Genomic DNA, 26,736 nt, shown 5'->3' with positions numbered 1-26,736 from the left:
GATTTTCATGCACCGTACCCGTATCAAAATCTGCGGCATCACCCGCGAAGAAGACCTGAGCGCCGCTGTTGCCGTGGGCGCCGATGCGTTGGGCTTCGTGTTCTATCCGAAGAGCCCACGCTACGTGACGCCAGAGCGCGCCGGCGCCCTGTGCGCCGGCCTGCCGCCGTTTGTCAGCGGCGTCGCGCTGTTCGTCAATCCGACGCTGGCCGAGGTGCAGGAAGTCGCTGCTGCAATGCCGCTCGCGCTGATCCAGTTCCATGGCGATGAGACGGTGGAGCAGTGCGCAGCGATTGCAGCGGCCGTCCAGCGCCCGTTCATGCGCGCGTTTCGGGTCAAGCCTGACACGATCCCTGGCACGCTGCTAGAATGTGAGCTTGCATACCGCACCGCCAGTCCATGGTTTTCAAGCCTTCTGCTTGACACCTACGTGGATGCTTATGGCGGCGCAGGAAAGGTCTTCGATTGGTCTCTCATCCCAAAAGAGCTCGCGCCTCGGGTCGTTTTGAGTGGTGGCTTGAACGTACACAACACCACTGACGGTGTCGTACGCGTTCGGCCTTTTGCCGTCGACATCAGCAGTGGTGTCGAAGCCGCAAAGGGTATCAAGGACGCCCGCAAGATGGCCGCGTTTGTCGCAGCCGTGCGGGCAGCCGATGCCACTATTCATAGCGAGACATACCATGCAGAACACCCCATTCAAGGCAGCGCCTAACGCCGCCCCGCTGTTCAAGACCCCTGATTACGCCCTGCCGAACGCGCAGGGGCACTTTGGCCCCTACGGCGGCTCGTTCGTCGCCGAGACGCTGACGCACGCGCTGGCCGAGCTGAGCGAAGCCTATGCGAAGTACGCGCAAGACCAGGAATTCCTTGAAGAGTACCGCTACGAGCTGGCCCACTTCGTCGGCCGGCCGTCGCCCGTGTACCACGCGCGGCGCTGGTCTGAAATGGCCGGCGGCGCGCAGGTCTACCTCAAGCGCGAAGACCTGAACCACACCGGCGCGCACAAGATCAACAACGTGATCGGCCAGGCGCTGCTGGCGCGCCGCATGGGCAAGCCGCGCATCATCGCCGAAACCGGCGCCGGCCAGCACGGCGTGGCCACGGCCACCATCTGCGCGCGCTTCGGCCTCGAATGCGTGATCTACATGGGCAGCGAAGACGTCAAGCGCCAGGCCCAGAACGTGTACCGCATGAAGCTCCTGGGCGCGACCGTGGTGCCGGTGGAATCGGGTTCGAAGACGCTCAAGGATGCGCTCAACGAAGCGATGCGCGACTGGGTCACGAACATCGAAAACACCTTCTACATCATCGGCACCGTGGCCGGCCCGCACCCGTATCCGATGATGGTGCGCGATTTCCAGGCGGTGATCGGCGAAGAGTGCCGCGTGCAGATGCCTGCGATGACGGGGCGCCAGCCCGACTACGTCGTCGCCTGCATCGGCGGCGGCTCGAACGCGATGGGCATCTTCTATCCGTATATCGGCGAGCCGGGCGTCAAGCTGGTGGGCGTCGAGGCGGCGGGGGAGGGCCTGGATTCGGGCAAGCACTCGGCCTCGCTGACCTCCGGCCTGCCGGGCGTGCTGCACGGTAACCGCACCTATCTGCTGCAGGATGAGAACGGGCAGATCATCGAGACGCATTCGGTGTCGGCGGGCCTGGATTATCCGGGTGTCGGGCCAGAGCACGCGTGGCTGAAGGACACGCTGCGCGCCGAGTACGTGTCGATCACGGACGACGAAGCGCTGCAGGCCTTCCACGATTGCTGCCGTATCGAAGGCATCATCCCGGCGCTCGAATCGTCGCACGCGATCGCGTACGCAGTGAAGCTGGCGGCAACGCTGCCAAAGGACCAGATCATCCTGGTCAATCTGTCGGGCCGCGGCGACAAGGACATGCACACGGTGGCGCAGCGGATGGGGCTTGATTTCGGCTGATGCCGGCGTCAACCATTCCATCGTGCCCCGGTCAGCCGGGGCATTCGCCTTTTCCGATTACCAGAGGAACCCAGCATGTCCCGTATCGAACAGACTTTTACCGCGCTCAAAGCGCACAACAAGACCGCGCTCGTCACCTTCATCACCGCGGGTGACCCGGGCCCCGAACTGACCGTCCCGCTGATGCACGCACTGGTGGAGGGCGGCGCCAACGTCCTCGAACTGGGCGTGCCATTCTCGGACCCGATGGCCGAAGGCCCGGTCATTCAGCGCGCCTGCGAGCGCGCCCTGAAATTCAACGTCGGCCTGAAAGACGTGTTCGGCTTCGTGCGCGAATTCCGCAAGAACGACCCTGACACGCCGGTGGTCCTGATGGGTTACGCCAACCCGATCGAACGCATCGGCCAGACCGAATTCATTCGCTGCGCAAAAGAAGCGGGCGCTGACGGCGCCATCGTTGTCGACTACCCGCCCGAAGAATGCGCCGCGTTCGCGACCGAGATGCGCGACAACGGCCTGGACCTGATCTTCCTGCTCGCGCCGACGTCGACCACGGAGCGCGTCAAGCAAGTGGCCCAGTACGGTGGCGGCTTCAGCTATTACGTCTCGCTGAAAGGCGTGACGGGCGCCGGCACCATCGACACCGCCGACGTCGCCCGCCGCGTGGCCGCGATCCGCGAACACGTCAAACTGCCGATCGGCGTGGGCTTCGGCATCCGCGACGGCGCAACGGCTAGAGCCGTCGCCGAAGTGGCCGACGCCGTCGTGATCGGCAGCCGCATCATCCAGGAAATCGAAAACAGCCCGCCAGACCAGGCCGTCGACGCCGTCCGCGCCTTCACCGCCACCATCCGCACCGCCCTCGACGCGCGCTAATCTGCCGGCGTCATGTCAATTAGGGTCAGAGTCGAATTATTGAGCAATTTCTCCGGAAAATGTTGTCACTTAATTCGACTCTGACCCTCATTACGATTGCCTGTGGATTATTGCAATCCAATTAGGGTCAGAGTCGAATTGTTTGACAACTTTTGGCGATTGCCCAATGAATCCTTGGATATCCGGTCAGCGATGCTTATCGCCGATGGGTTTTTCCCCGTCGCATTGGCACATCCATCCTGCCAGTTGAGAAAGCATAAAGCTTTTTCATTTTCCTTCAGTAAATTGATCTCTTCGTAGGTCAACCTGAAGGAGCGTTCGATGAAAAAGCGTGTCAAGCATATTGCAGTGGCTCAATGTGGAAAAATGCTGGCGGCAATTTATTTCGTGATTTCGCTGCCCATCCTGGCGGTTGTTCTCCTCGCCTTCCTGACGGGCTTGGATATGCCGTCCATAGGTGTTGGCATGGTCTTTATGGTGACCGTTGCATATATCGTCATCATGTACCTGTCCGGAATGCTCAGCGCATGGATATACAACGTTGTCGCCGCCCGCCTCGGCGGTATCGAATACACCGTCAACGAAATCGCGTCGCCAGCAAAATAATTGCCCAATATTGCCGCGTAAATAAATTAGGGTCAGAGTCGAATTGTTTGACAACTCTGAGGAATTGCCCAATAAATCTACTCTGACCCTAATTGTTGAGAAATTGATTATCTAGCTGATCCATGTGACTCTGTCCCCGATATTGCAAAGAGGATCTGTTGCGGCATGAATTCAGCCGAGGATCGGTGCTATTTATTGGGAAATTATCGAAAGTTGTCAAACAATTCGACTCTGACCCTCATTGTTTGATGGTGATCGGCATGGGTCCAGCTGCGGGGTGATCGGAGATGTCTTGTTGGCAATATTGGTGGCTTGCTACGATTCGACAAGCTGCCTCCGAGCGGCTACACTACGCCCCACTGTAAGATTTGCCGCAAAGGAGAGAATATGAGTTGGTTGGAAAAACTGCTGCCCCCTCGGATCCAGCGCTCCGATGCCGCTAACCGCAAGACCATGCCCGAGGGCCTCTGGGTCAAGTGCCCGTCGTGCGAGTCGGTGCTGTACCGGGCGGATATCGAGTCCAACCTGCACGTGTGCCCGAAGTGCTCGCATCACATGCGCATCCGTGCCCGCGCGCGTCTGGATTCGCTGCTCGATGAAGGCGGTCGCTACGACATTGGCCAGGAGACCTTGCCAGTCGATACCTTGAAGTTCAAGGACAGCAAGAAGTATCCGGACCGCCTCAAGGCAGCGATGGAAGCCACCGGCGAGACCGATGCGCTGATCGTCCAGGGTGGCTCGATCATGAGCTTGCCGGTCGTTGTGGCCTGCTTCGAATTCGAATTCATGGGTGGCTCGATGGGCTCGGTGGTCGGTGAGCGTTTCGTGCGCGGCGCGCAGATTGCGCTCGAGCAGAAGGTGCCATTCATTTGCATTACCGCCACCGGCGGCGCGCGCATGCAAGAGGGTTTGCTGTCGCTGATGCAGATGGCCAAGACCACCGCGATGCTGACCAAGCTGTCCGAGAAGAAGCTGCCGTTCATCAGCGTGCTGACCGACCCGACGATGGGTGGTGTCTCGGCCTCGTTCGCCTTCATGGGCGACGTCGTCATCGCCGAGCCGAAGGCCCTGATCGGCTTTGCCGGCCCGCGCGTCATCGAGAACACGGTGCGTGAGAAATTGCCAGAAGGCTTCCAGCGCGCCGAGTTCCTGGTCCAGAAGGGCGCTGTCGACATGATCGTCGACCGCCGCAAGATGCGCGAAGAAATTGCGCGCCTGCTGGCCCTGCTGCAAAACCAGGCGACCGAAGTGTTGGCCTGATCGATCCAAAGGCTACCGCGAGGGCAACCCGCGAACATGATCGCCAGGGGCGACCGGCGCGGGCATGCCATACGGCGGCCCCCGCGGTCGCCTTTCACATTTCCTGCACCGCCTGCCCACTCCCTCTTTTCTGAGCACCATGTCCCCACTTCCGACTACCTTGCCCGACTGGCTGGCGCTGCTCGAATCGCGTCATGCCGAAACCCATATCGACATGGGCCTGGACCGCGTTCGCGCCGTCAAGGAACGCCTGCAACTCGCGTTCTCGTGTCCCGTGATCATGGTGGCTGGCACCAACGGCAAGGGCTCGACCTGCGCGATGCTCGAGTCGGTCCTGCTGCAGTCCGGCTACCGCGTTGGTCTCTACATCAAGCCGCACTTTCTTGACTTCAACGAGCGTGCCCGCATCAATGGCGAGATGGCATCCGATGATGTGTTGATCGCCGCCTTCAACGCCGTCGAAGCCGCGCGCGGGGATACTGACCTCACGTACTTCGAATTCACGACGCTGGCCATTGCGCACCTGCTGTCGACGAGCGAGATCGATGTCGCCATCCTCGAAGTCGGCCTGGGCGGGCGACTCGATGCCGTCAACGTGATCGATGCCGACGTGTCGATCGTCACCAGCATCGACATCGACCACACGGCCTATCTGGGCGACACACGCGAAAAAATTGGCTTCGAAAAAGCCGGCATCTTCCGCGCTGGCAAAACCGCCATCTGCAGCGACCCGGTGCCGCCCCAGTCGCTGATCGACCATGCCACCAGCATCCGCGCCGACCTGTGGCTGCTCGGGCGCGATTTCAACTACCAGGGCGACCAGCAGCAGTGGAGCTTTGCCGGCCGCACTGGCCGCCGCAACTCGCTGGCCTATCCGGCCCTGCGCGGCGCCAACCAGTTGCTCAATGCGTCGGCAGCGCTGGCTGCGCTCGAGGCGCTGCGCATGACCTTGCCGTGCGGCGCCCAGGAAACCCGCGCCGGCCTCGCAATGGTCGAGCTGCCGGGGCGCTTCCAGGTGCTGGCCGGCCGCCCGACCCAGGTGCTGGACGTGGCCCACAATCCACACGCCGCCGCGACGCTCGCGCAAAACCTCGGCAATATGGGCTTTCACCGCTTTACGTACGCGGTGTTTGGCATCATGGACGACAAGGACATCGACGCCGTGATTGCGCCGATGGCCTCGGTAATCGATCACTGGTGCGTCACGCGTCTCGATTCGCCGCGCTCGGCCGACCCTGCGGCGCTGGCTGACAAGATTGCTGAATTGAAGCCAGCGGGCGCGAAAGCCGGCGATTTTTCGGTGACTGTCTTCGATTCGCCTGCCGACGCTTATGCGAATGCACTGAGCCGGGTTGAGGAGAATGATAGAATTGTGGTCTTTGGTTCGTTCTACACGGTTGCCGGCGTGATGGCGGCCCGTAAATCCTCACTACACTGATACCTCAATCGCATGGGCTTGTTCTCGTTCGGCAGTAAAAACAAGCAAGAAACTGTTCGCGACAGCGGCCACTTCGTTAAGGACGACGAGGCCGCCTACACCGAGCGCGCACGCTCCAAGCGTGCCAGCTCGGCCGGTGAGGGCGGTCGCCGCTCAAGCCGTGGCGATCCGATCCTGCCCGAGAAAAAACGCGCGCGCCGCCGCCTGGTCGGCGCCATTGCGCTGGTTCTGGCGGCTGTCGTGGCCCTGCCGATGCTGCTCGATTCCGAGCCCAAGCCGCTGGCCACCGACATCGCCATCCACATCCCCGACAAGGACAAGGCTGCGCCGCTGCCGGTGCCGTCCGAGCAGGTCGCGCCAACGGCGAGCGTCGACAGCGACGAAGAGATCATCGAGCCGGTCCCGGCGCCGCCTGCCGGTACGCGCACGCCACCGGTCGCCGTGGCCGCAGCGCCAACCGCCAGCGAGGTGCCACCGATGCGCATGCTCGAGCCAGCCAAGCCAGTCGAGACAGCCAAGCCAGTCGAGACAGCCAAGCCAGTCGAGACCGTGAAGCCGAAGCCTGAAGCCAAGCCGAAGGCAGAACCTGAAGCCAAGCCGGTGACGAAGCCTGAACCCGTCAAGGCCGAGCGCAAGCAAGAGCCCGAGAAAAAGACTGAGCCCGAGAAAAAGCCGGTCAAGGTCGCCGAGAAAGCCGCCGAGTCGCATCCGAAAGCCGAGCACGTCGCCAAGCCTGCCCGTCCGGACGACGCTGCCCGCGCCATCGCGATCCTCGAAGACAAGCCGGCCGACAAGCCCGATCCGAAAACGGTCAAGGCCGAAGGCCCGGCGCCGCGCTTCGTGGTGCAGGTCGCCGCGCTGGCCAGCCAGGAAAAAGTCACCGAGTTGCAAAGCCGCCTGCGCGCTGCCGGCGTTGCCTCGTTCACCCAGAAGTCTGGCGAACTGATCCGCGTGCGGGTCGGCCCGTTCAGCAAGGAAGAAGCAGAGAAAGTGCGCGCCAAACTGAGCGGCATCGGTCTGTCCGGCTCGATGGTGCCACTCTGATCCTCGCTGCCGCGTGACGATTTTCGATTACCTGGTGCTGTTCGTGCTGATCGCCTCCGTCGTGATCAGCACGCTGCGCGGCCTGGTAAAGGAAATCCTGTCGCTGGTGGGCTGGGTCGTCGCCTTCGTGGTGGCCAATGTCTACGGCGCCCAGCTCGCGCCCTTGCTGCCCGAGGTCATTCCGGGCGGGTCCGCGCGCCTGATGGCGGCCTTCATCGTGCTGTTCCTGGGCGTACGAATCCTGATGGGCCTGCTGTCGATGGCAATTGGCGCCGTGGTTGCCGCCACCGGCCTGTCGCTGGCGGACCGGGGCCTGGGCGGCCTGTTCGGCCTGGCGCGGGGCATTGTGATCGTGCTGGCTGGCGTCATATTGTGCGGGATGACGGCAATCCCGCAGCAGGCATTCTGGCGCGATGCGCTGTTGTCACCCATTGCCGAGACCGGCGCGCGCACCGTCAAACCATTCTTGCCCGCTGCCTTCGCGGAGCATATTAATTACTGAATCCGTATTACCAGACCAGTAGTCGCTGTATTCGCAGTTTTCTGTCATTTTGCACCCAAGCTTTTAGGAGCACCTCATGTGTGGCATCGTCGGCGTCGTTTCGCAGTCTCCCGTCAACCAGCTTCTGTACGATGCATTGCTGCTGCTGCAGCACCGCGGCCAGGACGCTGCGGGCATTGCGACCAATCACAGCAGCATGTTCTCGATGTTCAAGGCCAACGGCCTGGTACGTGACGTTTTCCGTACCCGGAACATGCGTTCGCTGCAGGGCAACACCGGAATCGGCCACTGCCGTTACCCGACCGCAGGTTCGTCGAGCGAAGAAGAAGCGCAACCGTTCTACGTCAACGCGCCGTTCGGCATCACCCTCGCGCACAACGGCAACCTGACCAACCAGGCCCAGCTCAGGGATGAGCTGTTCCGCAACGACCGCCGCCACATCAACACCGATTCCGATTCCGAGGTGCTGCTCAACGTGCTGGCCCACGAAATCCAGGAAGCGGCCGATGGCTTCTCGCTCGACGCCGACGCGATCTTCAAGGCGGTCGCTGTCGTGCACCGCCGCGTGCGTGGCGCCTACGCCGTCGTTGCACAGATCGCCGGCCACGGCATGCTGGCCTTCCGCGATCCGTTCGGCATCCGTCCACTGTGCCTGGGCGTGAACGAAACCGAAAACGGCAACGAATACCTGGTGGCCAGCGAGTCGGTTGCCCTCGAGGGCCTGGGCTTCCGGTTCGTGCGCGACATTGCGCCGGGCGAAGCGGTCTTCATCACCAACGACGGCAAGCTGTCCGAGCGCCAGTGCGCCGAAAATCCATCGCTCAATCCGTGCGCGTTCGAATTCGTCTACCTGGCCCGTCCAGACTCGGTGATCGACGGCGCCTCGGTCTACGCCACGCGCCTGCGCATGGGTGAATACCTGGCCGACAAGGTGCTCAGTGAGATCCCGGTCGAAGACATCGACGTCGTCATGCCGATTCCCGATTCGTCGCGTCCGGCCGCCATCCAGCTGGCGTTGAAACTCGGCGTGGAATACCGCGAAGGCTTCATCAAGAACCGCTACATCGGCCGTACCTTCATCATGCCGGGCCAGGGCATGCGCAAGAAGTCGGTACGCCAGAAGCTCAACGCGATCATTTCTGAATTCAAGGACAAGAACGTGCTGCTGGTCGACGACTCGATCGTGCGCGGCACGACCAGCCGTGAGATCGTGCAGATGGCCCGTGAAGCCGGCGCGCGCAAGGTGTACTTCGCCTCGGCCGCGCCACCGGTGCTGTACCCGAACGTGTACGGCATCGACATGCCGACCCGCGACGAGCTGATCGCCTACGGCCGCACGACCGAAGAAGTCTGCCGCGAGATCACGGCCGACCGCGTGATTTATCAGGACATCGATGCCCTCAAGCGTTCGATTTCGGACGTCAATCCGGCACTGAAGAACTTCGAGGCATCGTGCTTCGATGGTATCTACGTGACGGGCGACGTGACCCCGGAATACCTTGATCGCCAGGAAACCGCGCGTCACAATCCTGCCGCCAAGGATGAAGACCAGGTCCGTACCCAACTGAATCTGAACCCTGCCGTTCCAGCCGAGTAAGCATGAGCGAGAAAAAGACCTACGGCTTTACCACGACGATCCTGCACAACGACCGGCACAAGCCGATCGAGCACGGTTCGCTGCACAAGCCGATCCACACGTCGGTCGCGTTCGGCTACACGGATGCGCGTCAGCTGGCGTCCGTGTTCCAGGGCAAGGAGCCGGGCTTCCGTTATGGTCGCCAGGGCAATCCAACGGTCAGCGCGCTCGAGGACAAGGTCAGCAAGATGGAAGATGGCGTCGCCACGCTGTGCTTCGGCACCGGCATGGCGGCCATCGGCGCGCTGTTCCAGGCGCTGCTGAAGGCGGGCGACGCCATCATCTCGTCGAGCTTCCTGTTCGGTAACACCAACAGCCTGTGGCAGACGGTGGCGGGGCAGGGCGTCGATGTCGCCTTTGTCGATGCGACCGACGTGGCGCAGGTCGAAGCAGCCTTGAGCCCGAACACGCGCATGGTGTTTGTCGAGACGATCGCCAATCCGCGCACGCAAGTGGCGGACCTGGCCCGCATCGGCGAGCTGTGCCGTGAGCGGGGCATCCTGTACGTGGTCGACAACACGATGACCTCGCCATGGCTGTTCCGCCCGAAAAGCGTGGGCGCCGGGCTGGTGGTCAATTCGCTGACCAAGTCGATTGGCGGCCACGGCATTGCGCTGGGCGGCGCGCTGACCGATACCGGCCTGTTCGACTGGAGCGCGTATCCGAACATCGCACCGAACTTTCGCAAGCAGCCGGCGCAGGCCCAGGGCATGGCGCAGCTGCGCGCGAAAGCGCTGCGCGACTTTGGCGCGTCGCTCGGGCCGGAAGCGGCACATCACATTGCCGTCGGCGCTGAAACACTGGCGCTGCGCATGACGCGTACCTGCGCCAATGCACTGGCGCTGGCGACGATGCTGGAGGCTGACGAGCGCGTCGCGAAGGTTCACTATCCGGGCCTGGCGTCGCATCCGCAGCACGGTATCGTCACGTCGCTGTTCCGCGCTGGGGGTTCGCTGCTCAGCTTCGAGCTGCACGAGTCCATCGATCCGTTCGATTACCTCAATCGCCTGCAACTGGCGATTCCCGCCTCGAATCTGGGCGACAACCGCACGCTGGTCATTCCGGTGGCGCACACGATTTTCTTCGAGATGGGCGCCGAGCGCCGCGCCAGCATGGGCATTGCCGAGTCGCTGATCCGTGTGTCGGTGGGCATCGAGGATACCGACGACCTGGTCGAGGACTTCCGTCAGGCGCTGGACGTGTAGGCACGGCCCACCGCGCGGCGTATCGCGCGGCGTATCGCGCGGCGTTACCGCGTGGCGTTACCGCGCGGCGTTACCGCGCCGCGTAAAGCCATGCAAAGAAGGCCGGCGCGATGCCGGCCTTGTCATTTTTACGGTTGAGTCGCGCTGTCAAAGGGGGCTATGATGCCTCATCGTCAGCTTGTCATTTTCTTCGGATGCCCATGAAACGTTTTCTGCTCTGCCTTTCTCTGACTATTGCCAGCACCGCCTATGCGGGCGAGCTGGAAGACGCCAATGCGCTGTTCGAAAAGAAGGATTACGCGGGCGCGCTCAAGCTGTATACCAAGCTCGCCAACGCCGGCAATGCGCAAGCACAGCAGCAACTGGGCCAGATGTACTGGTATGGCGAGGCGGGCACCGTCGACGAGGCGGCGGCCAGGGCATTGTTCGAAAAGTCGGCCGCCAAAGGCAACAAGGTCGCGGCCGAATCGCTGGTCGTCATGCAGCAGCGCGTGACCAAACGCGCCGAGATCGATTACTGGATCAAGGGTTATGATGGCGCCGAGCTGCAGTCGGGTGAATACCGCTGCCCGTCGCCGCGCATTCCGGCGGTGTCGAAAGTGAATGACGAGATCGATCGCGTCAACAAGCTGGTAACAGGCTGGCAGGATTGCTACAACAAGATGGTGACGAACCTGAACGCGCAGTCGCCATTGACGAAGAAGATCCCGGCCGATATCGCCAAGCTGATGAACAAGCAGGAAGCGGACGCGTCGGCAGCCTACCTGGAGCAGGTGCGGCAGAACATCGCGGAAGGCGCGAAGGTCAGTTCAAAGATGATCCTGGCAGATTTTGCGGCGTGGCGCAGTGCTACCGAAGCGTTCATAAACCAGCATAATGCGGTGGTGAAGAAGGCGTCGAATTAAGGGGTAGGCAGGACAGGGCGGGGTAAAACAGGCGCCGGCAGGAAAGCCGGCGCCATTACATCAGTTCCAGCTACGCATCAGGCCGACAGCCAGGCCTTCGAGTGCAAACTCTTCGTCCGGCGACACGGCAATGATGTTGAAATCGGGGTTCTCTGGCAGCAGCTCGACCAGGTCGCCCGTCTTGCGATAACGCTTGACCGTGACTTCGTCGCCCAGACGCGCGACGACGATCTGGCCGTTCTTGGCGCTGTCAATTTTCTTGACCGCCAAAAAGTCGCCATCCATGATGCCAGCGTCGCGCATCGACCAGCCTTTGACCTTCAGCAGAAAATCGGGCCGCGCCGCGAACATGGCTGCGTCGACGTTGTAGGTGGCTTCGACGTGTTCCTGCGCCAGGATCGGATTGCCCGCCGCGACGCGCCCGACCAGCGGCAGCGACATGAACGACGGCGGCGGCATCGGGATGGCCTCGACGCTTGCGCCGATCAGGCGAATGCCGCGCGACGTGCCCGGCGAAATTTCGATGGCGCCCTTGCGCGCCAGTGCTTGCAGATGTTCTTCAGCCGCATTGGCCGAGCGGAAACCCAATTCGGAAGCGATTTCAGCCCGGGTCGGAGGGAAACCGGTGTTCTCGATCGCTTCCTTGATCAGGTTCAGGATCTGTTCTTGCCGTGCAGTGAGCTTTAGCATAAATGTGTTACAGCAACCGGTTATGTGTGTAACCTGTATTTTTGTACAGTATTCTGCGGCGCGCAAGGGGAAACGCAAAAAATATCGCGAAAATCGCGATTCAGCATGCAATAAGGCGTCAAAACACTGGAATTGTCGAGTCAGATCTGCCGTAACTAAGACAGATCGCGCCTGCGATGCCGCATTGGGGCTTTCCAAGTCAACGACATCCAGGTTATAATTGCCGGCTTTCCCTTCCCACACTCGTCTTGACGCCGAGGTGGGCATTTGTTAAACGTCCTCAAGGAGTAATGCATGCGTCATTATGAAATCGTGTTTATCGTCCATCCGGACCAGAGCGAACAAGTCCCGGCGATGATCGAGCGTTACAAGACCACGGTGACCAGCCGCGGCGGTAACATCCATCGCGTTGAAGACTGGGGCCGCCGCCAGATGGCATACCAGATCCAGAAGCTGCCAAAAGCACACTACATCTGCCTGAACATCGAATGCGACAACGAGACCCTGGTCGAGCTGGAAACTGCATTCAAGTTCAATGATGCGGTTCTGCGTCACCTGACCGTCAAGCTGAAAAAAGCTGAAACCGCACCGTCGCCGATGATGAAATCGGTACAGCGCGAAGACGCAGCCAAGAGCCACCGTGCCGAAGCCGCTGCGCCAGCAGCCGCTCCAGCCGCTGCGCCAGCGCCTGCTGCTGCTTAAGTTTTCCCCAGTTATTCGTAGTAACCAGTAATACCGGGTGCACAGCGCAAATCACCTCCAGCTCATGGCGACCATCGCCGAGCGCGACGTACTGCGTTACACCCCGGCCGGTGTGCCAATCGTTTCAGCCGTCCTGATGCACGAATCGCAGCAGGAAGAGGCCGGAGTCGAGAGGTCGGTCGCGTTCGAAGTCCCTGCGTTCGCCGCGGGTGAGATTTCGGGCAGGTTTGCCAGCGCCGAATTGGGCGCCAGCTACAGGTTCAACGGATTTCTTGCACGGAAAAATCGCAACAGCAAAGCCCTGGTGTTTCACATCATTGATTTCAGTGCCGCTTAACCCGGCAATTTAGATACAGGAGCCTCAAATGGCATTCGGTAAAAAGTTCGACAAAAACAAAGCGAAACTCAAAGAGAAGCGCAAACAGCAAAACCCGCTGTTCAAGCGCAAGAAATTCTGCCGTTTCACCGCCGCTGGCGTTGAGCAGGTGGACTACAAGGACGTCGACACCCTGAAGGACTTCGTCCAGGAAAACGGCAAGATCATGCCAGCACGTCTGACCGGCACCAAGGCGCACTACCAGCGTCAGGTCGACACCGCGATCAAGCGCGCACGCTACCTTGCGCTGCTGCCGTACACCGACCTGCACCACGGTTAATCGTCGGTCACGACAGTCAGACATCTGGAGATCACTATGCAAATCATTCTGTTGGAAAAAGTAGTCAACGTCGGCAACCTGGGCGACGTCGTCAAGGTCAAGGACGGTTACGCACGTAACTTCCTGATCCCACAAAAGATGGCCCGCCGCGCTACCGCCGGCGCAGTCGCCGAGTTCGAAGCCAAGCGCGCTGAACTGGAAAAAGCAGCAGCTGAAAAGCTGTCGGCTGCCCAGGCTGAAGGCGACAAGCTGAGCGGCATGACCGTCACCATCGGCCAGAAAGCCGGCGTTGATGGCCGTCTGTTCGGTTCGGTCACCAACTTCGACATCGCCGAAGCGCTGACCAAGCAAGGTTTCGCTGTCGAGAAGTCGCAAGTGCGCCTGCCGACCGGCCCGCTGAAAACCACCGGCGAATTCCCGGTTGCAGTCGCTCTGCACACCGACGTCGTGTCGGAAATCACCGTCGCCGTTGTGGGCGAAGCTGCCTAAGCACACGCCGTACATGTGCTGAGCACGCAGTTCTGAAAAAGCCGGGTTCGCCCGGCTTTTTTGCTTTTTGGCTTTCCATTATCGCCAGTCGCAGGACCGGAAAAGGTATAATCCCGCCCATGAATGCAGCACCTCCAGATCCGCAACTCGACGCCCTGCGCATCCCCCCGCACTCCATCGAAGCCGAGCAATCCGTCATTGGCGGCCTGCTGCGCGATAACGCCGCGTGGGACCGTATCGCCGACTTCATGAACGCGGAAGACTTCTACCGCTACGACCACCGCATCATCTTCGAACAGATGGTCCGACTGATCAACGGCGGCAAGCCAGCCGACGTGATCACCGTCTACGAGGCCTGTAACCAGCTCGGCAAGGCCGATGACGTGGGCGGCCTGCAATACCTGAACGCGATGGCGCAGAACACGCCGTCCGCTGCGAATATCCGGCGCTACGCCGAGATCGTGCGCGACCGCGGCATCCTGCGCAAGCTGATAACGGTGGCCGATGAAATCTCGGGCAATGCGTTCAACCCGCAGGGCAAGGAAGTCAAGCAGATGCTCGACGAAGCCGAGTCCAAGATCTTTGCCATCGCCGAATCCGGCTCGCGCGGCCAGCAGGGCTGGAATCCGATCCAGCCGCTGCTCACACAGGTCGTCGAGCGCATCGACGAGCTCTACAGCCGCGAAAACCAGGGTGAAATCACCGGCGTGCCGACCGGCTTCATCGACCTCGACCGCATGACGTCGGGCCTGCAGCCGGGCGACCTCGTCATCGTTGCCGGCCGTCCGTCGATGGGCAAGACCGCGTTCTCGGTCAATATCGGCGAGAACGTCGCAATTGAAGCTGGCTTGCCGGTCGCGATCTTCTCGATGGAGATGGGCGGCACCCAGCTGGCGATGCGTATGCTGGGCTCGGTCGGCCAGCTCGACCAGCACCGCCTGCGTACGGGCCGCCTGAACGACGAGGATTGGCCGCGCCTGACGCACGCCATCCAGAAGATGAATGACGCCCAGTTGTACATCGACGAAACCCCGGCGCTGAACCCGATCGAGATGCGCGCACGCGCGCGGCGCCTGGCGCGCCAGTGCGGCAAGCTCGGCCTGATCATTGTCGACTACCTGCAGCTGATGCAGGGTAGCCAGCCGGGTGACAATCGTACCGCTGAAATCTCGGAAATTTCACGTTCGCTCAAGGGCCTGGCCAAAGAGCTGCAGTGCCCGGTGGTGGCGCTGTCGCAGCTGAACCGCTCGCTGGAGCAACGCCCGAACAAGCGCCCCGTGATGTCCGACTTGCGCGAATCCGGCGCAATCGAGCAGGATGCCGACGTCATCATCTTCCTGTACCGCGACGAGGTCTATAACCCCGATTCGCCCGACAAGGGCACGGCCGAGATCATCATCGGCAAGCAGCGTAACGGTCCGATCGGCGCCATTCGCCTGACCTGGATCGGCCAGTACACCAAGTTCGGCAACTACAGCGGCAACCTGTCTGTGTACCAAGGTGACTAAATAACCATTTGTAGTAACACCGAGGCGGCCATTGATGTTTTAATGGCCGCCTTTACGCGTGGCCGCATTCCCGGCGCGACCGCGTAATCCCAGAGAGTCAATACGGAGAATCTATGTTTGGACGTTTCATGCCCACCGAGGGCAAGTTTTTCGATCTTTTCAATCAGCACGCCGCCCTGTGCGTGACGGGAGCGCAGGAAATGGTCAGCCTGATGACCAACTTCGACGACCTCGAAACCCGTACCCATGCGATCGAGACGATCGAAAAGCAGGCTGACAAGATCACCTATGCCACGGTCGACCTGCTGCACAAGAGCTTCATCACGCCGATCGATCGCGACGACATCCACAAGCTGATCACGCGCATGGATGACATCCTGGACATGATGGAAGACGCAGCCCAGACGATTTCGCTGTACGACCTGCAAGCCGTGACGCCGGAAGCCAAACGTCTGGCCGAGCTGTGCCTGGCCTGCTGCCTGAAGGTGCAGGAAGCCGTCTCGCTGCTGCACAATATGGACAACGCCGCCAAGATCGTCGCACTGTGCGAAGAGATCGACCGCCTGGAATCGGACGCCGACCACGTGATGCGCGCCGCGATGTCCAAGCTGTTCCGCGACGAGCCGGACGTGCGCAACCTGATCAAGATGAAGGCCATCTACGAGATCCTCGAGACCGTCACCGATCGCTGCGAAGACGTGGCCAACATCATCGAAGGCATCATCGTCGAAAACGCGTAAGCGTCGCAGACCTGCATAACCATGGATAATCTCAACATCAGCATCTACGTGCTGGGGATGCTCGTGCTCCTGGCACTGGTATTCGACTTCATGAACGGTTTTCACGATTCGGCAAACTCGATTGCCACCGTGGTCTCGACCGGGGTCCTGAAACCCCAGCACGCCGTCGCAATGGCAGCATTCTTCAACTTCATCGCGATCTTCGTGGTCAACATGAAGGTCGCCCAAACCATCGGCAAGGGCACGATCGACCCGCACGTGGTCGACCATTACGTGATCTTCGGCGCACTGGTCGGGGCGATCTCATGGAACGTCATCACCTGGTATTACGGCATTCCCTCGTCGTCGTCGCACGCACTGATCGGCGGCCTGGTGGGCGCGGCCGTTGCCAAGGCAGGCACCGGCTCGCTGATCTCGGGTGGCCTGATCAAGACCGTGGCCTTCATCGTCGTCGCACCGCTGCTGGGCTTCGTGCTGGGCTCGATCATCATGCTGATGGTGGCCTGGATCTTCGTGAAGTCCACGCCCAGAAAAGTCGATAACCTGTTCCGTAAACTGCAGCTGGTGTCGGCCGCGGCCTATTCGCTGGGCCACGGCGGCAACGACGCGCAAAAGACGATGGGCATCATCTGGATGCTCCTGATCGCCGCCGGTTACACGAGCGCGACGGCCGAGTATCCCCCGGCCTGGGTGATCATTTCGTGCTACGCGGCGATCGCGTTCGGCACGCTGTTCGGCGGCTGGCGCATCGTCAAGACCATGGGCCAGAAGATCACCAAGCTCAAGCCGGTCGGCGGTTTCTGCGCCGAAACCGGCGGCGCGGTCACGCTGCTGCTCTCGAGCGCGTTCGGCATTCCGGTCTCGACGACGCACACGATCACCGGCGCCATCGTCGGCGTGGGCGCCGCGCGCAAGACCTCGGCCGTGCGCTGGGGCGTGGCGGGCAATATTGTGTGGGCATGGATCTTCACGATCCCGGCGTCGGCCCTCATGGCGGCGGCGGCCTGGTGGATCGGCACCAAAATCATGTGATTGTGGCTTGATCACCAAGAACACGGCGCTTTCGGCGCCGTTTTCTTTTGGTCGATGCCGTGTATCAGTACTGCGTCAGTGCTGTGTCATCGCGCCCGTGCCGACGCCGGAATTTTTCATGTTCTCGCGCTCGACCTCGCTGACCGTACCGGCATTGTTGGCCGTCTGGCCTTTCTTGCGGGGCAGGTAGGTGCCGATCGGGGTGGTGCGTTCTTCGCGCACGCTTGCGGTGGTCGTGCCATCAGGCGCAGGACTGGTGCAGGCGGCCAGCAGCAGGGCGGCAGCGCATGATGAGAGGAGTGATGACAGCGGGAGGGTCATGGAGGCAGGCTCGGAAAAATGGCTGTTCCGTATTGACAGCCGCACCCCATTCTACGCCCGCAACGGCGCGCGCCATCCTGACAGAATTGACAGGTGAGCGCCGGCGTAAAGTCCGCTAGCCGAGATCGACTTCCAGGCCTTCGTAGGCCAGCAGCACCTGCAGCGTGCCCAGGTGCCCGGCGTGGCGCGCCATCACTTCGGCAAAGACGGCCTCGAGTTCGTCGTCGGCGCGGGTCGGTTCGTGGTGCGTGCAGTACAGCGTGCGCGCGCCAACGCGCAGCGCCATCGTGATGGCGCCGTCGAAGGTGCCGTGGCCCCAGCCCCGCTTGGAGGGGTATTCGTCGCGCGTGTACGAGCAATCGACGATCAGCGCGTCCACGCCCGCCATCACGGCATCCATGCGGCGTTCGGCATCGCGCACCTGTAGTTCTGCTGCCTCGTACAGCGAGTGTCCGGCCGGATGCGGGTTGTACCAGGGCTCGTGGTCCCCCGTGAAGAACAGCGACTTGCCGTTGCAGTCGATGCGGTAGCCGAGATTGGTCACCGGGTGGTTTGTGACCACGTTCGCTACCTGCGCATCGCCGAGCGCGAGCGGCTCGCCGATGGTGAGCGTGCAGTACTCGATGGTGGCGCTCATGTCTGTTTCGCCGACCGGAAAATAGCTGTTTTGCAGCTGCACGCCCATCACGTGCTCGATGCCGCGGCCCGTGACCGGATCGTGGGCACCATGCAGGCGTACGCGGCTGCCCTTGACGAACAGTGGGGTGAAGAAGGGCAGGCCGTGGATGTGATCCCAGTGGCTGTGCGTGATGAAGATATTCGCGTGCACGGGCGGGCGGGCCAGCAGGTGCTGGGCCAGCGGGAACAGGCCGGTGCCGCCATCGAGCACGATCAGCGTGTCGTCATCGGTGCGCACCTCGATACAGGTCGTGTTGCCGCCGTAGCGCGCCGTGCGCGGCCCCGGGGACGGAATTGACCCGCGGACTCCCCAAAAACGAAATTTCATGATGCGGTTCCTGCCAGTGATCTCGGGAAAATTCTATATAGCTTCGATCATAGCGGGTTTGTCATCATTGGAGCCGTGGTGCCCCGAAAATGCTGCGCCAAAAAAAACGCCCGCCGGTGAGGGCGGGCGTTCGGGACTGCGCCTGCACGAGGCAGGCGGCAAAGCGATTACAGCACGTCGCTGGCGTGATCGGCCAGACGCGAGCGTTCGCCGCGTGCCAGCGTGACATGGCCACCGTGGTTCCAGCCCTTGAAGCGGTCGACCACATAGGTCAGGCCGCTCGAGCCTTCGGTCAGGTACGGCGTGTCGATCTGCGCGATATTGCCCAGGCACAGGATCTTGGTGCCAGGACCGGCGCGCGTGACCAGCGTCTTCATCTGCTTGGGCGTCAGGTTTTGCGCTTCGTCGATGATGAGGAACTTGTTGACGAACGTACGGCCGCGCATGAAGTTGAGCGACTTGATCTTGATGCGCGAGCGGATCAGGTCTTGCGTTGCCGCGCGACCCCAATCACCGGCATCGCCGTCGGACTTCATCAGCACTTCGAGGTTGTCGTCGAATGCACCCATCCATGGCGACATTTTCTCTTCCTCGGTGCCAGGCAGGAAACCGATGTCTTCACCGACCGGCACCGTCACGCGGGTGACGATGATCTCGTTGTAAAGCTTGGTTTCGAGCACTTGCGCCAGGCCGGCGGCCAGGGCCAGCAGGGTCTTGCCGGTACCGGCCTGGCCCAGCAGCGTGACGAAGTCGCACTCCGGATTCATCAACAGGTTCAGTGCGAAGTTCTGCTCGCGGTTGCGCGCCGTGATGCCCCACACATTGTTCTTGTTGTGGCTATAGTCGCGCAGGGTTTGCAGCACGGCGGTCTTGCCGTCGATCTGCTTGACCTGGGCGTACAGCGGCGACTGGCCATCCTTCGGCTCCATGTAGACGAACTGGTTCGCCAGCAGGGTCGGAATCAAGGGACCGGTGACGCGGTAGTAGGTCGCCGAGTTGCCGTTCTTGTTTTCCTGCCACGATTCGACGTCCTTGCCGTGCGTGTCCCAGAAATTGTCCGGCAGCTGGACGATGCCCGAGTACAGCAGGTCGCTGTCTTCCAGCACGTGGTCGTTGAAGTAATCTTCGGCCGGCAAACCGATGGCACGCGCCTTGATGCGCATATTGATGTCTTTCGACACCAGTACGATCGCACGGCCCGCCTGCTGCTGCTCGAGTGCGCGCACGACGCCCAGGATCTGGTTGTCGGCTTTGCCTTCCGGCAGGCCTTCCGGCAGCGGCGCACTGGTCAGGCGGGTCTGGAACAGCAGGCGACCCTTGGCATCCTTGTTGCCCAGCTTGGACAGCGGAATGCCGGACTCGATCGCGTCGTCGTCGACGTTGGCGATCAAGGCGTCGAGCGTGCGCGAGACCTGGCGTGCATTGCGCGCCACTTCGGACATGCCCTTCTTGTGGTTGTCGAGTTCCTCGAGCGTCATCATCGGCAGATAGACGTCGTGTTCCTCGAACCGGAACAGCGAGCTAGGGTCATGCATCAGCACATTGGTGTCGAGCACGAACACCTTGGTCAGGCCCGAACGGTCGGCCTTGCGGCTGGTGGACGACTTGACTGGCGCTTCCACTGGCTTCTGCTTGGTGGAATGGAGTTGCTCGGCATCCTGCTCGCGCAGCTTGGCCGAGATCGGGGCAACGTTCGGTGCCTGAGGTGCAGCTTGGGGTGCGGCTTTTGGTGCAGCTTCAGGCGCAGCCTGCGGCTTCGCTTCCGCAACCGGGGCAGCACGCACGGGCGCTTGCGCGGCGGCGAGGGTGTCTTCGGCTTTACGGCGTGCACGCGACTTCGGCGTTGGCACCGCTTGACCGCTGATCAGGTCATCGACTTCAGGATCTGGCTTGGCCGAGATCGAACGCACCGGCGAACGACCGGGTTCGGCCTTGGGGTAATCTTTGACCAGCAGCATGGTTGCTGGCTCATTCGGTATTTTTGGCAGTGGCATCAGGTTCTCAATCTAAAAAAAGTCTGGAAGACCGTGCGCGCGCGGGCCACATGGCGCTGGCGCACGAGATGACGCGACTAAACAGGGATAAGGGGAATTGCGGTTGAACTGTTGCAGCACGGCCGGGCCGGGAAATGCGCCGGCCCGGCGGGCAACCGGGTGGGGATAGTGCAGATGCAGGACAGGTTGAATTACAGGTCGACTCAAAATAAGTGGCAGCGATCCAGCAGGTTGAACAAACTGGAGCCATCCGTTGTCAGGGCTGGCTCTTCAGAAATTCCAGCACTTCAGTCACATGGTCACTGACCTTCACGCCACGCCATTCTTTCACCAATCGGCCTTGAGCGTCAATCACAAACGTACTGCGCTCGACCCCGCGTACTTTCTTGCCATACATGTTCTTCATCTTCATGACGTCGAACTGCGTGCACACGGCTTCATCGGCGTCCGAGATCAGCTCGAACGGCAGGCCGAGCTTGGATTTGAAGTTCTCGTGCGAGCGCAGCGAATCGCGGGACAAGCCGTAGATGTCGGCGCCCAGTGCCTGGAATTCGGGATAGGCTTCGCGAAAGGCGATGCTCTCGGTGGTGCAGCCAGGGGTGTTGTCCTTGGGATAAAAGTACAGCACCGTGTACTTGGCGGGCCGGCCGAGCAGTTCGAACGGTTTCTCGCCCGTCATCGGGGCGGTGAAGGGGGCAAAGGTTGCAAGTTGGCTCTCGGCCACGGGTTTCTCCTGACGGTCGCAGCGCAGCTGCAGGTGACCCTCCCGGCGCGCCATGGCGGGGAGCGGCACCCCATGATAATCCGTCGGTGCTGTCCGCCGCTAGTACTCTTGTGGGCAGAATCGCAATATTTACCCCGATTGAAACGATTCCCGGCCTGTTGACCCGGTGTTGTATCGATTCAGGCGGTGCGTTCGAGGATCAGAGCCAGCGTGACCTTGCGGCCTTCGCCCATCAGCACGTTGTAGGTGCGGCAGGCGGCGCCGTTGTCCATGCTTTCCACACCGATGTGCCGGCTCGACAGGCTGGTCACCAGGCGCGGGTGCACGAAGCGCTGACGCGGGCCGGTGCCGAGGATGACGACGTCCGGCGCATCCTGCGCCAGTTCATCGAAATGGGCAGCGGTGAGCTGGTCGAAATCGGTCACGTTCCAGGGGCGCGGCGGGACCTCCGGCAGCAGCGTCAGGCTGTAGTCGTAACGCTGGGCATTGATCTCGACGCCACTGGCATCGACGCCGGTGACGGTCTGGTATTGCTGGGTATTGTCGGAATGGAGCTTCATGGCGATAGGCGAAGTGGACGCTGGTAGCGGTGACTGTGCGGATGCCCATTGTAACCGGATCGGCAAGGTTGCCTAAACCGTGCGCTTTGGGCAGAATGGTATTTTTGCGCACTGCAACAGTGCAGGCGTTTTTCCAGGGGATACTGTGCGACCGATTGCCAAATCGAACAAGCTCGACGACGTCTGCTACGAGATCCGCGGACCGGCCCTGGAGCAGGCGCGCCAGATGGAAGAAGACGGCCAGAAGATCATCAAGCTCAATATCGGCAACCTCGCCGTGTTCGGCTTCGATGCGCCGGACGAAATCGTCAGCGACATGATCCGCAACATGCATGGCGCGGCTGGCTATACGGACAGCAAAGGCATGTTCGCGCCGCGCAAGGCGGTCATGCACTACACGCAAGAGAAAAACATCACCGGCGTGACGATCGACGACATCTACCTGGGCAACGGGGCGTCGGAACTGATCGTTATGTCGATGCAGGGTTTGCTCAACAACGGCGACGAGGTGCTGGTGCCGGCGCCCGACTATCCGCTGTGGACCGCTGCCGTCAGCCTGGCCGGCGGCGCGCCGCGCCACTATATTTGCGACGAAGGCGCCGGCTGGATGCCCGACATCGCCGACATGCGCAGCAAGATTACGCCGAACACGCGCGCCATCGTCGTCATCAACCCGAACAACCCGACCGGCGCGTTGTATCCGCGCGAAGTGCTGCTCGAGATCATTGAACTGGCACGCCAGCACCAGCTGATCATCTACGCCGACGAAATCTACGACAAGACGCTGTACGACATGGCCGAACACGTCTCGATGGCGTCGCTGGCCGACGACGTGCTGTTCGTGACCCTGAACGGCCTGTCGAAGAACTACCGCTCGTGCGGCTACCGCGCCGGCTGGATGGTGGTGTCGGGCGAGAAGCGCCATGCCAAGGGCTATATCGATGGCCTGAACATGCTGGCCTCGATGCGCCTGTGCGCCAATGCGCCGGGCCAGTTCGCGATCCAGACCGCGCTGGGCGGCCACCAGAGCATCAACGACCTGGTGGGCCCGGGCGGGCGCCTGCTCCGGCAGCGCGATCTCGCCTACAAACTGCTTACCGATATACCGGGCGTGTCCTGCGTGAAGCCAAAAGCTGCGCTCTACATGTTCCCGCGCCTCGATCCGAAGATGTACCCGATCACGGACGACCAGCAGTTCATTTGTGAACTGCTGACCGAGGAAAAAGTGCTGCTGGTGCAAGGCACCGGCTTCAACTGGATTGCCCCGGACCATTTCCGGCTGGTGTTCCTGCCTAATTCCGACGACCTGACCGACGCTTGCGGACGCATTGCGCGCTTCCTCGACGGTTACCGACGGCGCCACGCCTGATCCAGCGCGTCGCGCCCAGACCTCACGAGAAACAGATTTTATGAAACCGATTCAAGTTGGCCTGCTGGGCATCGGCACCGTTGGTGCCGGCACCTTTAATGTACTTAAGCGTAACCAGGAAGACATCCGCCGCCGTGCCGGCCGCCGCATCGAGGTGACGATGGTTGCCGCGCGCAATACCGAGCGCGCACGCACGGTCACCGGCGAGGGCGTGGAGATTGTCAGCGATCCGTTCGCCGTCGTGAACCATCCCGATATCGACATCGTCGTCGAGCTGATCGGCGGCTACGAGCTGTCGCGCGAACTGGTGCTGCAAGCCATTGCCAACGGCAAGCATGTGGTCACCGCCAACAAGGCGCTGGTGGCGCTGCACGGCAACGAGATTTTCGCCGCCGCACAAGAGAAGGGCGTGATCGTCGCGTTCGAAGCGGCCGTGGCCGGTGGCATCCCGATCATCAAGGCACTGCGCGAAGGCCTGACCGCCAACCGCATCGAATCGGTGGCCGGCATCATCAACGGCACCACCAACTTCATCCTGTCCGAGATGCGCGACAAGGGCCTGGACTTCGCCACCGTGCTGGCCCAGGCGCAGGCGCTGGGTTACGCCGAGGCCGACCCGACCTTCGACATCGAAGGCGTGGACGCCGCGCACAAGCTGACCATCATGTCGGCGATTGCCTTCGGCATCCCGGTCCAGTTCGACAAGGCCTACGTGGAAGGCATCAGCCAGTTACAGGCAGTGGACATCCGCTACGCCGAACAGCTGGGCTACCGCATCAAGCTGCTGGGCATCACCCGCCGCACGACGACTGCGGCCGGCGAAGGCATCGAGCTGCGCGTGCACCCGACCCTGATCCCGGCCGCGCGCCTGATCGCCAATGTCGAGGGCGCGATGAACGCCGTGCTGGTGCACGCCGATGCCCTCGGCGTCACGCTGTACTACGGCAAGGGCGCGGGCGCGGAGCCGACCGCATCGGCCGTGATCGCCGACCTGGTCGACGTGACGCGCCTGGCCACCGTCGACCCGTCCGGCCGCGTGCCGCACCTGGCGTTCCAGCCGAACCAGATGAGCGACGTGGCGATCATGCCGATGGCCGACATCACGACCAGCTACTACCTGCGCGTGCACGTGCAGGATCAGCTGGGCGTGATGGCCGACCTGACCCGCATTCTGGCCGACGGCAACATCTCGATTGACGCCGTGCTGCAGAAAGAGCCGGGCAACCAGACCGATATCGACATCATCATGCTCACGCACCAGACGCAGGAGAAGAGCATCGATGCGGCGATTGCCAGGATCGAGGCAATGCCGGCCGTGATTGGCAAGGTGACGCGGATTCGCCTGGAGTCGCTGGGTTAAGGCAGGGGGCAGGGTGACAGGGTGGCTGTGCGGCCACCCGTGCCATGCAGACCGGGTAGCGCTGCGCGATTCTTCGAGGTTGTTTCGTATCGCCGGTCACGACCTTCGGTATCAGATGCGAATACGCAAGCATGAATATGAGAAACATGCTTTGTTCGGTCGTGCTTGCCGTTGTACATTACGGCATCCTAGTCACCCGAGCCCTCCAGCATGCGCCAACCGAGCCAATTCTCCCTGCTGACCCAGCGCCGTTTCGCCCCATTTTTCTGGACCCAGTTCCTGGGCGCGTTCAACGACAACCTGTTCAAGACAGCACTTCTGGTCGTGATGACCTATGACGCGCTGAACTGGACCACGCTCGACCCGTCGCTCATCAACAACCTGATTCCCGGCCTGTTCATCCTGCCGTACGTGCTGTTCTCGGCCACGGCCGGCCAGCTCGCCGACAAGTTCGACAAGGCCAAACTCGCGCGCATCGTCAAGATCGCCGAGATCGCGATCATGCTGGTGGCCGGTATCGGCTGGATGACGCACAATCTGTGGCTGCTGATCGCGGCCGTCATCGGCATGGGCATGCACTCGACGCTGTTCGGTCCCGTCAAGTACGCCTACCTGCCGCAAAACCTGAAGCCCGATGAACTGGTCGGCGGCAATGGCGTCGTCGAGATGGGGACGTTCGTCGGCATCCTGCTGGGCGAAGTGGCCGGCGCGGTGCTGGTTGGCCGGCCGAGCGGCATCATGCTGGTGGCTGGCGCCACGGTGCTGTTTGCCGTGCTGGGCCTGCTGGCCAGCTGGCGCATCCCGCCATCGCCGGCCCCGGTGCCCGAGCTGCGCATCAGCCGCAACATCATTGCCGAATCGTGGCGCAATCTGGCGTTTTCACGCAAAAACCGCACCGTGTTCCTGTCGATGCTCGGCAACTCGTGGTTCTGGTTCTACGGCGCGCTGCTGCTGGCCCAGTTCCCCGTGTTTTCCAAGGATTACCTGCGCGGTGACCACAGCGTGTTCGTGCTGCTGTTGACCGTGTTCTCGCTCGGCATCGGCGCCGGCTCGCTGCTGTGCGAACGCCTGTCGGGCCACAAGGTCGAGATCGGCTTGGTGCCATTCGGCTCGATCGGCCTGTCGGTCTTCGGCATCGACCTGTATTTCGCCAGCTCGGGCTTCACGGTAGGCACGGCAATCGTCGACTGGCTGGCGCTGCTGGGTCAGCCAGGCGCCTTGCGCATCCTGTTCGACCTGGTGATGATCGGCGTGTTCGGGGGCCTGTTCATCGTGCCGCTGTTTGCGCTGATCCAGACGCGCTGCGATCAGAAGCACGTCTCGCGCACGATCGCCGGCATGAACATCCTCAACGCGATCTTCATGGTGGCCTCGGCCGGCGTGGCGATCCTGCTGCTGGGGCAGGGCTTCTCGATTCCGGAACTGTTCCTGACCACGGCGCTGCTCAATGCGGTGGTGGCAATCTACATCTTCTCGCTGGTGCCGGAATTCCTGATGCGCTTTTTGGCCTGGATCCTGATCCACACCGTGTACCGCGTGCGCATGATCGACACCTCGCACATCCCGGCCGATGGCCCGGCGGTACTGGTCTGCAATCACGTGAGCTACGTCGACGCGATCGTCATCAACGCGGCCAGCCCGCGCCCGATCCGCTTCGTGATGGATCATCGCATCTTCAAGACGCCGTTCCTGCGCTGGATTTTCCGTGCGGTCAATGCGATCCCGATCGCGCCGGCCAAGGAAGACCCGTGGACGATGGAAAAAGCCTTCGTCGACATCGCCCATGCACTGCATGATGGTGAGCTCGTCTGCATCTTCCCGGAAGGGCGCCTGACCAAGACGGGCGAGATGAGCGAGTTCAGGAACGGCATCACCAAGATCGTCGAGCGCAACAAGGTGCCGGTGATCCCAATGGCGCTGCGTGGCCTGTGGGGTAGCTGGTTCACCCGCGACCAGGGCAATCTGTTCGGCCGGCGCGTCGCACGCGGCATGCGCTCGCAGCTGTCGCTGGCGGTGGGCATGCCAGTGGCGCCGGAGCTGGCGACACCGGAATATCTGCAGCAGCAGGTGATGACGTTGCGCGGGGAATGGAAGTAAGCGGAAGTAAGCACACACCTGTACCGCCCCGACAGGTGTGGCAAAAGCGCAAGATTTTTTTTGTGGCTCTGATATAATT

27 protein-coding genes are annotated in these 26,736 nt (G+C 61.7%); 21 read left to right on the top strand and 6 right to left on the bottom strand.

What is annotated here, in order from left to right:
- Positions 1–7 precede the first annotated feature (7 nt).
- The 11 genes from AC56LY_RS13655 to AC56LY_RS13605 all read left to right on the top strand — a co-directional run bounded on the left by AC56LY_RS13655 (position 8) and on the right by AC56LY_RS13605 (position 11,409).
- Complete coding sequence (locus tag AC56LY_RS13655) at positions 8–715, top strand: phosphoribosylanthranilate isomerase (RefSeq protein WP_499580347.1); 708 nt, start codon at positions 8–10, stop codon at positions 713–715.
- Positions 684–1,937, top strand: coding sequence for a tryptophan synthase subunit beta (trpB, locus tag AC56LY_RS13650; RefSeq protein ID WP_499580345.1), 1,254 nt, complete (start codon positions 684–686; stop codon positions 1,935–1,937). The genes AC56LY_RS13655 and trpB overlap by 32 nt, the downstream gene beginning before the upstream one ends.
- Before the next feature lie 75 nt (positions 1,938–2,012).
- Positions 2,013–2,813: a tryptophan synthase subunit alpha gene (trpA, locus tag AC56LY_RS13645; protein ID WP_499580343.1), complete on the top strand. Its 801-nt coding sequence runs from the start codon at positions 2,013–2,015 to the stop codon at positions 2,811–2,813.
- Between the two features lie 321 nt (positions 2,814–3,134).
- Positions 3,135–3,419, top strand: coding sequence for a hypothetical protein (locus AC56LY_RS13640; protein WP_499580341.1), 285 nt, complete (start codon positions 3,135–3,137; stop codon positions 3,417–3,419).
- A 387-nt stretch (positions 3,420–3,806) separates the two neighbouring features.
- Complete coding sequence (gene accD / locus AC56LY_RS13635) at positions 3,807–4,679, top strand: acetyl-CoA carboxylase, carboxyltransferase subunit beta (RefSeq protein ID WP_499580339.1); 873 nt, start codon at positions 3,807–3,809, stop codon at positions 4,677–4,679.
- A gap of 139 nt (positions 4,680–4,818) precedes the next feature.
- Complete coding sequence (folC, locus tag AC56LY_RS13630) at positions 4,819–6,117, top strand: bifunctional tetrahydrofolate synthase/dihydrofolate synthase (protein ID WP_499580337.1); 1,299 nt, start codon at positions 4,819–4,821, stop codon at positions 6,115–6,117.
- A gap of 12 nt (positions 6,118–6,129) precedes the next feature.
- Entirely contained in the window at positions 6,130–7,161 is a 1,032-nt protein-coding gene (locus tag AC56LY_RS13625; RefSeq protein WP_499580335.1) for an SPOR domain-containing protein, read from the top strand.
- A gap of 13 nt (positions 7,162–7,174) precedes the next feature.
- Positions 7,175–7,663: a CvpA family protein gene (locus AC56LY_RS13620; RefSeq protein WP_258835152.1), complete on the top strand. Its 489-nt coding sequence runs from the start codon at positions 7,175–7,177 to the stop codon at positions 7,661–7,663.
- Positions 7,664–7,739: 76 nt separating this feature from the next.
- Positions 7,740–9,260: an amidophosphoribosyltransferase gene (gene purF / locus AC56LY_RS13615; RefSeq protein ID WP_499580333.1), complete on the top strand. Its 1,521-nt coding sequence runs from the start codon at positions 7,740–7,742 to the stop codon at positions 9,258–9,260.
- Between the two features lie 2 nt (positions 9,261–9,262).
- Positions 9,263–10,504: a cystathionine gamma-synthase family protein gene (locus AC56LY_RS13610; RefSeq protein ID WP_499580331.1), complete on the top strand. Its 1,242-nt coding sequence runs from the start codon at positions 9,263–9,265 to the stop codon at positions 10,502–10,504.
- Positions 10,505–10,704: 200 nt separating this feature from the next.
- Positions 10,705–11,409, top strand: a complete 705-nt coding sequence (locus tag AC56LY_RS13605) for a tetratricopeptide repeat protein (RefSeq protein WP_499580329.1) — start codon at positions 10,705–10,707, stop codon at positions 11,407–11,409.
- Between the two features lie 60 nt (positions 11,410–11,469).
- Here AC56LY_RS13605 and lexA read toward each other — a convergent pair whose 3' ends face one another.
- Positions 11,470–12,099 carry a transcriptional repressor LexA gene (gene lexA / locus AC56LY_RS13600; protein ID WP_332531557.1) on the bottom strand — a complete coding sequence of 210 codons (630 nt, stop codon included), beginning with the start codon at positions 12,097–12,099 and terminating at the stop codon, positions 11,470–11,472.
- Positions 12,100–12,393: 294 nt separating this feature from the next.
- Here lexA and rpsF point away from each other — a divergent pair, with 294 nt between their 5' ends.
- From rpsF to AC56LY_RS13565, 7 genes are all read left to right on the top strand, one after another.
- Positions 12,394–12,801, top strand: coding sequence for a 30S ribosomal protein S6 (rpsF, locus tag AC56LY_RS13595; RefSeq protein ID WP_183555516.1), 408 nt, complete (start codon positions 12,394–12,396; stop codon positions 12,799–12,801).
- A gap of 37 nt (positions 12,802–12,838) precedes the next feature.
- A complete protein-coding gene (gene priB / locus AC56LY_RS13590) occupies positions 12,839–13,138 on the top strand; it encodes a primosomal replication protein N (protein ID WP_343025176.1) in 300 nt (99 codons plus the stop codon).
- A gap of 28 nt (positions 13,139–13,166) precedes the next feature.
- Positions 13,167–13,457 carry a 30S ribosomal protein S18 gene (gene rpsR, locus AC56LY_RS13585; protein WP_183555514.1) on the top strand — a complete coding sequence of 97 codons (291 nt, stop codon included), beginning with the start codon at positions 13,167–13,169 and terminating at the stop codon, positions 13,455–13,457.
- Positions 13,458–13,493: 36 nt separating this feature from the next.
- Positions 13,494–13,946 (top strand): 50S ribosomal protein L9, encoded by a 453-nt coding sequence (rplI, locus tag AC56LY_RS13580; protein WP_183555513.1) that lies wholly within the window; start codon positions 13,494–13,496, stop codon positions 13,944–13,946.
- A 119-nt stretch (positions 13,947–14,065) separates the two neighbouring features.
- Complete coding sequence (locus AC56LY_RS13575) at positions 14,066–15,454, top strand: replicative DNA helicase (protein ID WP_343025177.1); 1,389 nt, start codon at positions 14,066–14,068, stop codon at positions 15,452–15,454.
- A 113-nt stretch (positions 15,455–15,567) separates the two neighbouring features.
- Complete coding sequence (locus AC56LY_RS13570) at positions 15,568–16,194, top strand: DUF47 domain-containing protein (RefSeq protein ID WP_499580327.1); 627 nt, start codon at positions 15,568–15,570, stop codon at positions 16,192–16,194.
- Between the two features lie 21 nt (positions 16,195–16,215).
- On the top strand, positions 16,216–17,226 hold the full coding sequence (locus AC56LY_RS13565; RefSeq protein WP_499580325.1) for an inorganic phosphate transporter: 1,011 nt from the start codon (positions 16,216–16,218) through the stop codon (positions 17,224–17,226).
- A gap of 75 nt (positions 17,227–17,301) precedes the next feature.
- On the opposite strand, the gene AC56LY_RS13560 is transcribed toward AC56LY_RS13565, so the two are convergent.
- From AC56LY_RS13560 to AC56LY_RS13540, 5 genes are all read right to left on the bottom strand, one after another.
- Positions 17,302–17,547, bottom strand: a complete 246-nt coding sequence (locus AC56LY_RS13560; RefSeq protein ID WP_499580323.1) for a hypothetical protein — start codon at positions 17,545–17,547, stop codon at positions 17,302–17,304.
- A 115-nt stretch (positions 17,548–17,662) separates the two neighbouring features.
- Entirely contained in the window at positions 17,663–18,553 is an 891-nt protein-coding gene (locus tag AC56LY_RS13555; protein WP_499580322.1) for an MBL fold metallo-hydrolase, read from the bottom strand.
- A gap of 167 nt (positions 18,554–18,720) precedes the next feature.
- On the bottom strand, positions 18,721–20,547 hold the full coding sequence (locus AC56LY_RS13550; protein WP_499580320.1) for a PhoH family protein: 1,827 nt from the start codon (positions 20,545–20,547) through the stop codon (positions 18,721–18,723).
- A 256-nt stretch (positions 20,548–20,803) separates the two neighbouring features.
- Positions 20,804–21,271, bottom strand: coding sequence for a redoxin domain-containing protein (locus tag AC56LY_RS13545; RefSeq protein ID WP_258835144.1), 468 nt, complete (start codon positions 21,269–21,271; stop codon positions 20,804–20,806).
- A 179-nt stretch (positions 21,272–21,450) separates the two neighbouring features.
- On the bottom strand, positions 21,451–21,831 hold the full coding sequence (locus tag AC56LY_RS13540) for an Mth938-like domain-containing protein (protein WP_499455028.1): 381 nt from the start codon (positions 21,829–21,831) through the stop codon (positions 21,451–21,453).
- A gap of 145 nt (positions 21,832–21,976) precedes the next feature.
- Here AC56LY_RS13540 and AC56LY_RS13535 point away from each other — a divergent pair, with 145 nt between their 5' ends.
- The 3 genes from AC56LY_RS13535 to AC56LY_RS13525 all read left to right on the top strand — a co-directional run bounded on the left by AC56LY_RS13535 (position 21,977) and on the right by AC56LY_RS13525 (position 26,657).
- The gene (locus AC56LY_RS13535) at positions 21,977–23,200 is read left to right on the top strand and encodes an aminotransferase class I/II-fold pyridoxal phosphate-dependent enzyme (RefSeq protein ID WP_258835142.1); all 1,224 of its coding nucleotides are present in this window, start codon (positions 21,977–21,979) and stop codon (positions 23,198–23,200) included.
- Positions 23,201–23,240: 40 nt separating this feature from the next.
- On the top strand, positions 23,241–24,560 hold the full coding sequence (locus AC56LY_RS13530; protein WP_499580317.1) for a homoserine dehydrogenase: 1,320 nt from the start codon (positions 23,241–23,243) through the stop codon (positions 24,558–24,560).
- Between the two features lie 210 nt (positions 24,561–24,770).
- Positions 24,771–26,657, top strand: coding sequence for an MFS transporter (locus AC56LY_RS13525; protein ID WP_499580315.1), 1,887 nt, complete (start codon positions 24,771–24,773; stop codon positions 26,655–26,657).
- Positions 26,658–26,736: the final 79 nt, after the last annotated feature.

Source organism: Telluria sp. ZT3P25, from assembly GCF_059685895.1.
This window is presented reverse-complemented; position numbering and strand designations above follow the sequence as displayed.